Source organism: Blastococcus sp. MG754426 (genome assembly GCF_021699055.1).
In the GTDB taxonomy this organism is placed as follows: Bacteria; Actinomycetota; Actinomycetes; order Mycobacteriales; family Geodermatophilaceae; genus Blastococcus.
The window spans coordinates 18,591-29,197 of sequence record NZ_SSXC01000064.1; the positions used below are offsets into that span (position 1 = coordinate 18,591).

The window sequence follows — 10,607 nt, forward strand, 5'->3', positions numbered from 1 at the left end:
CCCGGCGTCATGTGCGCATGACGCCCACCTCGGAAGGAGCCCCTCCAGTGGCTGACTGGTACACGACCTTCGCCAACTCCGGCCTCGGCACGACGATCACCAAGCAGCTGGGCCTGCCGCGCCCGGCCGAGCTGCGGCGCCACGAGCCGGGGCAGCCGCTGCTGCCCGGCCCGGTGGTCGTCGGCTCGGCGGGTGCGGGGCGGCTCCGCGACACCGTCACCGCCGTCCTCCGGGACGCCGGGGTGACGGTGCAGTCGCCGGTCACCGCCGACGGCGCGACCGACGGCGAGAAGCCGGCCGCGGTGGTCCTGGACGCCACCGGGCTCACCGGCCCCGGCGACCTGGCCGGCGCCCACGACTTCCTGGCACCGGCGATCAAGCGGCTCCGCGCCTCCGGGCGGGTGCTGGTCCTCGCCGACCCGCCCGCGGAGGCGACCTCGCCGGCGCAGGCCGCGGCGCGCCAGGCGGTGGACGGGCTGGTCCGCTCCATCGGCAAGGAGCTGCTGGACGGGTCGACGGCGAACGCCCTGTTCGTGCCCGAGGGAGCCGAGGCCTCGCTCGCCGGGCCGCTCCGCTTCTTCCTCTCCGGCCGCTCGGCCTACGTCGACGGGCAGTTGCTCACCGTCACGGCGGCCGACGTCCCGGAGAACCCCGACGAGGTGGCGCCGCTGGCCGGCAAGGTCGCCGTCGTCACGGGGGCGGCCCGCGGCATCGGCGCGGCCATCGCGCAGGTGCTGGCCCGCGACGGCGCCCACGTGGTCGCCGTCGACGTCCCCGCCGCCGGCGACAAGCTGGCCGAGGTGGCCAACGGGATCGGCGGCACGGCGCTGCAGCTGGACATCACCGCGGCCGACGCCCCGCAGCGGCTGGTCGAGCACCTGCGCGAGCGGCACGGCGGTGTCGACGTCGTCGTGCACAACGCCGGCATCACCCGCGACAAGCTGCTGGTCAACATGGACGCCACCCGGTGGAACACCGTCATGGCGGTCAACCTGCAGGCGCAGCTGGACATCACCCAGGCGCTGCTGGACGCCGACGGGCTGCTCCGGGACGGCGCCCGGGTCGTCTGCGTCTCCTCGCAGTCGGGCATCGCCGGCAACCGCGGCCAGACCAACTACGCCGCCAGCAAGGCCGGCGTCATCGGCATGGTCCGCGCCTGGGCGCCGGGGTTCGCGGCGCGCGGGGCCACCATCAACGCCGTCGCACCCGGCTTCATCGTCACCGAGATGACCGCCACGATGCCCTTCGGCACCCGCGAGATCGGGTCGCGGATCAACTCGCTGCAGCAGGGCGGGCTGCCGGTCGACGTCGCCGAGACCATCGCCTGGCTGTCGCAGCCGGCCGCCGCCGGGGTCAACGGCCAGACGGTGCGGGTCTGCGGCCAGTCGATGCTGGGGGCCTGAGGTGGCCGGGACCTCCGCAGGGCGCACCGTCCTGGAGCAGCCGCCGAACATGGCGGCGCTGTTCGCCAAGGCCGCGCTCACCGCGCGCGGCCGGGGCGGGGAGCTGCCCGCCACCCGGCTCGCGCGCACCGGCGTGACCGTCGACCCGGCGGAGCTCGCCGGGTACGCGCGCGTCTGCCGGTTCCCGCTGGCCGACACGCTGCCCGCGACCTACCCGCACGTGCTCGCCTTCCCCCTGCAGCTCGCGCTGATGAGCGACCGCGCGTTCCCGCTCGCCCTGCCCGGGCTCGTGCACGTGCGCAACCGCATCGACGTGCTGCGGCCGATCGGCACGACCGAGGCGCTGGACCTCGAGGTCCGGGCCGAGCGGTTCGCGCGGCACCGCAGCGGGGCGACGGTCGACCTGTGCGCGTCGGTGCGCTCGGCGGGTGCCGAGGTGTGGCGGTCCCGCTCGACGTACCTGGCGCGCGGCGCGACGGCACCGGAGGGGGCGCCGGAATCCGATGTGACGGTCGCGGTCGGCGACCTCGACCGCGCGGTCGCCACGTGGCGGGTGCCCGACGACGCCGGCCGCCGCTACGCGAAGGTCTCCGGTGACGTGAACCCGATCCACCTCTCGGGCCTGACCGCCAAGGCGTTCGGCTTCAAGCGGGCGATCGCGCACGGCATGTGGGTCAAGGCGCGGGTGCTCGCGGCGCTGGAGAACCGGCTGCCCGATGCGTTCGCCGTCGATGCGGCCTTCCGCAAGCCGCTGTTCCTGCCCTCGACGGTCACGCTGTCGACGGCGCCGGCCGAGGGCGGCTGGGACGCCGCGGTCCGCAACGCGAGGAGCGGCACCGAGCACCTGGTCGCCACCATCCGCCCGCACTGAGCCGAGGAGCCCCGCGTGCCCGTGTCGTTCGACCTCACCGAGGACCAGCTCGAGCTGCAGAAGTGGGTGCACCAGTTCGCCGCCGACGTGGTGCGCCCGGCCGCGGCCGGGTACGACGAACGGGAGGCCTTCCCGTGGGAGGTGCTCCAGGAGGCGGCGAAGATCGGCCTGTACTCGCTGGACTTCTTCGCCACCCAGTGGTTCGACGAGTCCGGTCTCGGCATCCCGCTCACCATGGAGGAGCTCTTCTGGGGTGACGCCGGGATCGGGCTGGCGATCGTCGGGACCACGCTGGCCGCGGCGAGCGTGCGGGCCAACGGCACCGACGAGCAGGTCGGGCGGTGGATCCCGGCGATGTTCGGCACGGAGGCCGAGCCGAAGGTGGCCGCGTTCTGCTCCAGCGAGCCCGATGCCGGCTCCGACGTCGGGGCGATGCGCACCCGGGCGGTCTACGACGAGGCGGCCGACGAGTGGGTGCTCACCGGCACCAAGACGTGGGCCACCAACGGCGGGATCGCCGACATCCACGTGGTCACCGCCGTCGTCGACCCCGAGCTCAAGGCCCGCGGGCACGCCAGCTTCGTCGTCCCGCCCGGGACCCCGGGCCTCAGCCAGGGGCAGAAGTTCCTCAAGCACGGCATCCGCGCCTCGCACACCGCCGAGGTCGTGCTCGACGGGTGCCGCATCCCCGGCGACTGCCTGCTCGGCGGCCGCGAGCGGCTGGAGGAGCGGCTCGCCCGCGCCCGGGAGGGGCTGAAGAGCGGCCGCACCCAGCCGTCGATGGCCACCTTCGAACGCACCCGGCCGGCCGTCGGCGCGCAGGCGGTCGGGGTGGCGCGGGCCGCCTACGACTACGCGCTGGACTACGCGAAGCAGCGGGTGCAGTTCGGGCGGCCGATCGTCGAGAACCAGGCGATCGCCTTCCAGCTCGCCGACATGCGCACGCGGATCGACGCCGCCCGGCTGCTGGTGTGGCGGGCGGCGTGGATGGCCCGCAACGGCCGGCAGTTCACCGCCGCGGAGGGCTCGATGTCCAAGCTGGTCGCCGGGGAGACGGCGGTGCGGGTGACCGAGCAGGCGATGCAGATCCTGGGCGGGAACGGCTACACGCGCGACTACCCGGTCGAACGGATGGCGCGCGACGCGAAGATCTACACGATCTTCGAGGGCACCTCCGAGATCCAGCGCCTGGTCATCGCCCGCACCCTCTCGGGCGTGCACGTGCGCTGAGGCGGGCTCCCGGCGGCGCCGTGGCCGGCCCGCCCGGGGCGCCCCGACCGGCGACGGGCCGGGGTCGGTGTGGCCCTCCCGGTTGTAGGGCTCTGCCCACGCGGGCGGGGCAGAGCGCTACTGCCCTCGGGAGGTGTCGCGGGTTCCGGGGAGCGAGCCCGCCGGCCGGGTCGGGGCTCGGCGGGCGGCCGCCCGCTCAGCCGGGGCCCAGCGCGGCCAGCACGGCGTCGAGCACCCGCCCGGCGCCGGAGCGGACGACGTCGTCGGTGACCAGCCCGGTCTCCGCCGCGGCCTCGTCGAACGCCCGCCGCGCGGCGGCGTCGTCGAGCCCCCCGGTGTTCAGCGCGACGGCGGCGACCCGGGCCGGGCGCACCCAGCCCGCGGCCTGCTCGTAGTCGCGCACGATCACCGCCAGCGGCGGGAGGGCGGTGCCCGGGTAGTCGGCGATCGCGGTGCGCCCGGCCCGGTGGCACAGCACCAGCGCGTCCGCCGAGGACCCGTGCAGCAGGCCGAGGGTCACCCCGGAGTAGGCCGGGTGGTAGATCGAGCCCTGCCCCTCCAGCCAGATCAGGTCGCCGCGCGCCGCACCCTCCCGCACCAGCCGGTCGGCCGCGCCGGCGACGAAGTCGGAGATCACGTGGTCGACCGCCATGCCCCACCCCGCGATGGCCACGCCGGTCTGCCCGGTGGCCACGAACACCGAGCCCAGGCCGCGGTCGCGGGCGGCCCGGTCCAGCTCCAGGACGACGCTCATCTTCCCGATCGCGCAGTCCGACCCGACCGTGTGCACCACGCGGGCACCGACCGGCCCGGCCAGCGGGACCCCGAGGTCGTCGGGGACCGCGCGCAGGTCGCGGATCCCGACGCCGGACGCCCGGGCGGCGGCGGCGAGCTCCGGATCGGCCCGCAGGTCGGTGTGCAGCCCGGCCTCGACGTGCATGCCCAGCCGCAGCGCGGTCAGCAGCGCCTCCCGCCAGGCCGCGGTCAGCCGGCCGCCGAGCGGGGCGACGCCGAGCAGCAGCGTCGTCGCCCCGAGCTGCCGGGCGGCCGCCACGTCGGCGACCACGGGGGCGGGGGACGCGCAGAACGGGACGACGTCGACCGCCCGCCGCCCGGTGTGCGCCGCATCGACCACGCACACCACCTCGCGGGTGCCGTAGCGGAGCACCCCGTGGGCGGTCTTCGCGTAGGACTCGGCGAGCTGCCCCCCGGTCAGCACCGCCAGGCGCTCCCCGCTCACGCCGGGCCCCCGGCCGGCTCGACGCCCAGGCCCGGCGCGTCGGGCAGCACCACCCGCCCCGCGTCGAGCCCGAGGCCGGTGAAGGGCTCGTCCGAGATGAGCAGGTGGGCGTCGAGGTCGACCAGGTCGGCCAGCGGCCCGAGCTGCGCGGCCTGGGCGATGCCGAGCGGGGACTCGATCATGCAGCCGAGCATCACCCGCAGGTCCAGCGCCGCGGCCGCTGCCAGCATCCGCTGCGCCTCGCGGATGCCCCCGCACTTGGCCAGCTTCACCACGATGCCGTCCGCGTATCCGGCGACGGCGGGCACCGAGGCGAGGTCCCGGCAGCCCTCGTCGACGTAGACCGGCAGCCGGTCGGGCAGCTCCCGGTAGCGGGCGAAGGAGTCCAGGTCGGCGGCCGGGAACGGCTGCTCGACCATCTCCACCCCCAGCTCCCGCAGCCGCGGCAGCAGCTCGCGGGCCTGGTCGAAGGTCCACCCCTCGTTGCCGTCGATCCGCAGCCGGGCACCGGTGACCGAGCGGATCGCCTCCAGCCGCTCCAGGTCCCCCGGGCCGCCGACCTTCACCTTGTAGACGGCGAAACCGGGAGCGCGCCGCACCCGGGCGACGGTCTCCTCCACGGGCGCGATCCCGATGGTGAAGCTGGTCGGCGGCAGCACCCCGTCGAGCCCCAGCAGCCGCCACACCGGCTGCCCGTAGCGCCGGCCCACCCAGTCGTGCACCGCGCCGTCGAGCGCCATCTTCGCCCCCTGCGGCCCGTCCCAGGCGCGCAGCCTCCGGGCGATGCCCTCGACGTCGCGCAGGTCACCGCCGAGCAACGCGGGCCCGTCCGAGGCGACGGCGTCGGCCATCCCGGCCACGGACTCCCCCCAGTAGGCCACCGGCGCCCCCTCGCCGCGCCCGCGGACGCCCCCGTCGTCCACCTCGACGACGAGCACCTCCTCGGTGTCCACCGACGAGCGGGCGATGGTGAACGTGTCGCGCAGGTGCAGCGTCAGGGGGCGGCAGGTGAGCTCCACCCGGGCAGTCTGGTGGCCGCCGCCACCCCGCGGCTACCGGTTGCGGCCCAGGGCGTCGTGGCTGGTCACCCAGTCCCCGGCCAGGATCGCCGAGGTCAGCGAGATGTCGCCGGCCAGCACGACCCCCGCGCAGATCTCGGCGAACTTGTGCACCTTGTCCCTGCCGTAGCAGCCGAGCACCTCGAGGCACTCGCGCTGGGTGGGCAGCCCGGTGCCCCCGCCGTAGGTGGCGACGATGAGCGAGGTCAGCGTCGTCGACCAGTAGTAGTCGCCGTTCTCCAGGAGCTGGGTGTAGGTGACGCCGGAGTGCGACTCGGCGACGTTGGCGGCGTCCTGCCCGGTGGCGATGAACATCGCGGTGAGCCCGTTGGCGGCGTGCGCGCCGTTGTAGGCCGCGCCGGACATGAAGGCGCCCGCCATGCCGATCTGCCGGTACTCGAACAGCTGCCGGGTGCTGACGCCGGTGAGCCGGCGCAGCACCTCGTCGGGGATCGTCACCTCGGCGACGACGCGCTTCCCGCGCGTCATCAGCATGTTGATCTGCGAGTGCTTCTTGTCGGTGTCGATCGCGCCGGAGAGGACGTACCGCGGGTGGTCGGGGTGGTTCTCGCGGATCCACTCGCACGCGGCGAGCGTGGCCTTGCCGGTCATGTTCTGGCCGGCGGCGTCCCCGGTGGTGTAGTTGACGCGCAGGTAGCGCAGCGGGCCGATCTGGTGCTGGCCGATGTAGGTGAGCCGCCCCGAGCGGGTCGTGGCCTCGGCCGCCGCGCGGATGCCGTCGGTGTTCTCCTCCACCCACCGGCCGAACTCCCGGGCCGCCAGCGCGTCGTCGAACATGAAGGCGGGCGCGCGCTGCATGTGGTCGTCGACGACGGTGGTGCGGGCGCCGCCGCACTCGGCGATCACCCGCATCCCGCGGTTGTAGCTGGCCACCAGCGTGCCCTCGGTCGTGGCCATCGGCACGAAGAAGTCGCCCCGGGCGTGCTCGCCCCGCAGGGTGAGCGGCCCGGCCAGGCCCAGGGGCACCTGGGCGACGCCGGTGAAGTTCTCGATGTTGCCGGGCAGCAGGGCGGGGTCGATGGAGTAGCGGCCGACGTGGTCGAGCCCCGCGCCGGTCTGCTCGGCGACGAAGGCCTGCCGCTTGTGCGCCATCTCGTCGGTGTAGTCGTGCTCCCGGTCGCGGGGGACGCGGGCGCGGTGCGCGGGGTCGCCAACCTGCGGATACGGGAGCAAGGTCGAGGTGGACGACCTGCCCAGACCCCGGAGGTTCCCGTGCGCACGACCCGATCGATCACCCTGGGCGCCGCCGGTGCGCTCGTCCTCAGCGCGTGCAGCGGCGGCGGCGAGAGCGTCGACACCGGCGGGGGCGGCGGCGGGGGCGGCGGCGACGTGCTGGTGGCCGCCGTCAGCGCCCAGCCCGACCAGTTCGACCCGCACGTGACCAGCGCCTACCCGAGCTTCCAGGTGCTGGAGAACGTGTACGACACCCTCGTCGTCCCGAACGCGCAGGACCTGACGATGGAGCCCAGCCTGGCCACCGACTGGGAGGTCAGCGAGGACGGGCTCACCTGGACGTTCAACCTGCGCGAGGACGTCACGTTCCACGACGGCAGCGAGTTCGACGCGGCCGACGTCGTCTACTCCTACAACCGGATCATCGACGAGGAGCTCAGCAACGCCTACCGGTTCGCCACCGTGGAGAGCGTCGAGGCCGTCGACCCGCAGACCGTCGAGATCACCGTCAGCCAGCCGACGCCCAACCTGCCCGCGCTGATCGGCGCCTTCAAGGGCATGGCGATCCTCCCCGAGGGCGCGGCCGACGAGTACGACCTCACCACCGAGGCGGTCGGCACCGGCCCGTTCACCCTGGAGAGCTCCGACGCCAGCAGCACCGAGCTCGCCGCGTACGAGGACTACTGGGGCGGCGCACCGAGCATCGGCGGGGTCGAGTTCCGCTACATCACCGAGCCGGCCGCCGCGCTCACCGCGCTGCAGAACGGCGAGGTGCAGTGGACCGACAACATCCCGCCGCAGCAGATCGAGTCGCTCGGGGGCGACGACTCCGTGGAGCTCGCCACCACGCCGAGCGTCGACTACTGGTACATGAGCATGAACTACGACCGGGAGCCCTTCGGCAACCCGCAGGTGCGCCAGGCGATCGCCACCGCGGTCGACCGGGCGGCGGTCACCGAGGCGGCCCGGTTCGGGGCGGCGCAGCCCAACCAGACCGCGATCCCCGAGGACAGCTTCTTCTACTTCGACTACGCGCCGTTCGAGCCCAGTGCGGAGGAGGCGCAGTCGCTCATCGAGCAGTCCGGCGTCCAGACGCCGATCACGATGGGGCTGATGGTCACCGACGAGTTCCCCGAGACCGTCACCGCCGCCCAGGTCATCGCCAGCCAGCTGGAGCCGATCGGCGTCGACGTGGACGTCCAGACGGTGGACTTCGCGACCTGGCTGGACCGCCAGGCGCAGGGTGACTTCGACGCCTTCATGCTGGGCTGGCTGGGCAACATCGACCCGTTCGACTTCTACCACGCCCAGCACATCACCGACGGCTCCAGCAACTTCCAGGGCTACAGCAACCCGCAGGTCGACGAGCTGCTCGCGCAGGCCTCCACGGAGACCGACCAGGACGCCCGCAAGGAGCTCTACGACCAGGCCGCGACGCTGATCGTCGACGACGTCTCCTACCTGTACCTCTACAACCCCGACGTCGTGCAGGCCTGGGCGCCGGGGCTCTCCGGGTACGAGATCCGCGCCGACAAGGCGATCAACTTCGAAGGCGTGGAGCTGCCCTGACCGGCTACGTCCTCCGGCGGGTCGGCCAGTCCGCGGTCGTCCTCGCCGGGGTGAGCGTCATCGTGTTCGCCCTGGTGCACCTCGTACCGGGCGATCCGGTGCGGCTCGCGCTGGGCACCCGGTTCTCCCAGGAGAGCTACGACGCCCTGCGCGAGCGGTCGGGGCTGGACCAGCCGCTGGTCGAGCAGTTCTTCGGCTGGACCGGCCGGGCGCTCACCGGTGACCTGGGGGTGAGCTTCCGCAGCGGCGAGACGGTCACCTCCCTGATCGGCGAGCGGCTGCCGGCCACGCTGACGCTGGCGTTCGCCTCGATCCTCGTGGCGCTGCTCATCGCCGTCCCGCTGGGCACGGTCTCGGCGCTGCGCCCGCGGTCGCTGGTCGACCGCGTGGCCACCGTGATCAGCCAGTTCGGCATCTCGGTGCCCGACTTCTGGATGGGCATCGTGCTCATCCTCGTCTTCGCCGGGACGCTGGGCTGGCTGCCCTCGGGGGGCTACGTCCCGCTCACCGAGGACCCCGGCGCCTGGCTCCAGCGGCTGCTCATGCCGGCGCTGGTCACCGGCGTGGTCTCCGGCTCGGTGATCACCCGGTTCGTCCGGTCCAGCGTGCTCGAGGCCCTGGGCGCCGACCACGTGCGGACGGCGCAGGCCAAGGGGCTGGGCACACGGCAGGTGTTCACCTGGCACGTCCTGCGCAACGCCCTGCTGCCGCTGGTCACCGTGACCGGCGTGCAGCTGGCCTACCTGCTCTCGGGGGTGGTCGTCGTCGAGATCGTCTTCTCGTGGCCGGGGCTGGGGCAGCTCGCGCTGCAGGCGGTCCAGGCGCGCGACTACCCGGTGCTCCAGGGCGCGATCCTGCTGTTCGCGCTGGTCTTCCTGGTCATCAACCTGGTCGTCGACCTGCTCTACTCCGCCATCGACCCCCGGATCCGCCGATGAGACACCGCCGAGTCCTGCGGGCGACATCCAGCCGAGGCCTGCTGCCATGAGCATCCAGCCGACACCGGGACCCCCGCCCGCCCAGGGACGGGACGGCGGCCGGCCGCCGGAGACGCCGGAGGAGCCGCCGGGCGGGGCGCCGCAGCGGGAGGCGGAGCCCGCGGCGCCGACGCTGCGGCCGGCCCGCCCGCGCTGGCGGGAGACGCTGAGCCTGCTGGCGCACAACCCGACCGCGGCGATCGCCTCGGTGGTGCTGCTGCTCATCGTGGTCGTGGCGGTCTTCGACGACGCCCTCGCGCCGCAGGGGGCCAACGAGATCTCGGTGACCGACCGGCTCCAGCCGCCGAGCTGGGAGCACCCGTTCGGCACCGACGACCTCGGCCGCGACATCCTGAGCCGGGTCGTCCTCGGCGCCTCGGTGTCGCTGCGGGTGGGCTTCCTCGCGGTCGGCTTCGCGCTCGTCGTCGGCACCCTGATCGGCCTGCTCGCCGGCTACTACGGCAGGTGGGTCGACGACGTCCTCATGCGCTTCATGGACATGCTCTTCGCGTTCCCGGCCGTGCTGCTGGCGATCGCCGTCCTGGCCGTGCGGGGGCCGGGGTCGGGCAACACCGCCCTGGCCATCGGCATCGTCTACACGCCGATCTTCGCCCGGGTCACCCGCGCCAGCGTGCTCGGCGTGCGCGAGGAGGTGTACGTGCGGGCGTCCCGCTCGGTGGGGGCCTCGGACTGGCGGATCCTGACCCGCCACATCCTGCCCAACGCCGCCCCGCCGATCATCGTGCAGACCTCGATCAGCCTGGCGTTCGCGGTGCTGGCCGAGGCGGCGCTGTCGTTCCTCGGCCTGGGCACCCAGCCGCCGAACCCCTCGTGGGGGCTGATGCTGGCCGAGGGGCGCGGGTTCATCGAGCTGGCCTGGTGGCTGGCGTTCTTCCCGGGGATGGCGATCTTCCTGACGGTGCTCTGCTTCAACCTGCTCGGCGACGGCCTCCGCGACGTGCTCGACCCGCGCACCGCGCCCGCGTCCCCCGCGACCGGGAGCACGACTACACCGACGAGATGGCGCACAAGCGGCAGGCCTTCGTCGCCGAGCAGACCGGCGCG

Annotated in this window: 9 protein-coding genes; 6 read left to right on the forward strand and 3 right to left on the reverse strand. The window is 74.0% G+C overall.

Annotated elements, in window-relative coordinates; genetic code table 11:
- The first annotated feature begins 47 nt into the window (after positions 1 to 47).
- The 3 genes from E9549_RS17470 to E9549_RS24275 are packed head-to-tail and all read left to right on the forward strand — an operon-like array spanning position 48 to position 3,504.
- Positions 48 to 1,403: a 3-oxoacyl-ACP reductase gene (locus E9549_RS17470; protein ID WP_236827865.1), complete on the forward strand. Its 1,356-nt coding sequence runs from the start codon at positions 48 to 50 to the stop codon at positions 1,401 to 1,403.
- 1 nt (position 1,404) lies between these two features.
- Positions 1,405 to 2,274 carry a MaoC/PaaZ C-terminal domain-containing protein gene (locus E9549_RS17475; RefSeq protein ID WP_236827866.1) on the forward strand — a complete coding sequence of 290 codons (870 nt, stop codon included), beginning with the start codon at positions 1,405 to 1,407 and terminating at the stop codon, positions 2,272 to 2,274.
- A 15-nt stretch (positions 2,275 to 2,289) separates the two neighbouring features.
- The gene (locus E9549_RS24275; protein WP_236827867.1) at positions 2,290 to 3,504 is read left to right on the forward strand and encodes an acyl-CoA dehydrogenase family protein; all 1,215 of its coding nucleotides are present in this window, start codon (positions 2,290 to 2,292) and stop codon (positions 3,502 to 3,504) included.
- 196 nt (positions 3,505 to 3,700) lie between these two features.
- Here E9549_RS24275 and E9549_RS17485 read toward each other — a convergent pair whose 3' ends face one another.
- Genes E9549_RS17485 through E9549_RS17495 form a run of 3 tightly spaced genes read right to left on the reverse strand, consistent with a single transcriptional unit; the run spans position 3,701 to position 6,996 of the window.
- Positions 3,701 to 4,744, reverse strand: coding sequence for a DUF1611 domain-containing protein (locus E9549_RS17485; RefSeq protein ID WP_236827868.1), 1,044 nt, complete (start codon positions 4,742 to 4,744; stop codon positions 3,701 to 3,703).
- Positions 4,741 to 5,763, reverse strand: coding sequence for a dipeptide epimerase (locus E9549_RS17490; RefSeq protein ID WP_236827869.1), 1,023 nt, complete (start codon positions 5,761 to 5,763; stop codon positions 4,741 to 4,743). Before E9549_RS17490 ends, E9549_RS17485 begins: the two co-directional genes overlap by 4 nt.
- Positions 5,764 to 5,796: 33 nt before the next feature.
- A complete protein-coding gene (locus E9549_RS17495) occupies positions 5,797 to 6,996 on the reverse strand; it encodes a hydroxymethylglutaryl-CoA reductase (protein WP_236827870.1) in 1,200 nt (399 codons plus the stop codon).
- A 39-nt stretch (positions 6,997 to 7,035) separates the two neighbouring features.
- Between E9549_RS17495 and E9549_RS17500 the strand changes: the two genes are divergently transcribed.
- The 3 genes from E9549_RS17500 to E9549_RS17510 all read left to right on the forward strand — a co-directional run.
- On the forward strand, positions 7,036 to 8,565 hold the full coding sequence (locus E9549_RS17500) for an ABC transporter substrate-binding protein (RefSeq protein ID WP_236827871.1): 1,530 nt from the start codon (positions 7,036 to 7,038) through the stop codon (positions 8,563 to 8,565).
- On the forward strand, positions 8,562 to 9,503 hold the full coding sequence (locus E9549_RS17505; protein WP_255714706.1) for an ABC transporter permease: 942 nt from the start codon (positions 8,562 to 8,564) through the stop codon (positions 9,501 to 9,503). The genes E9549_RS17500 and E9549_RS17505 overlap by 4 nt, the downstream gene beginning before the upstream one ends.
- Before the next feature lie 46 nt (positions 9,504 to 9,549).
- On the forward strand, positions 9,550 to 10,607 hold a 1,058-nt coding region (locus E9549_RS17510; RefSeq protein ID WP_236827873.1), incomplete at its 3' end, for an ABC transporter permease.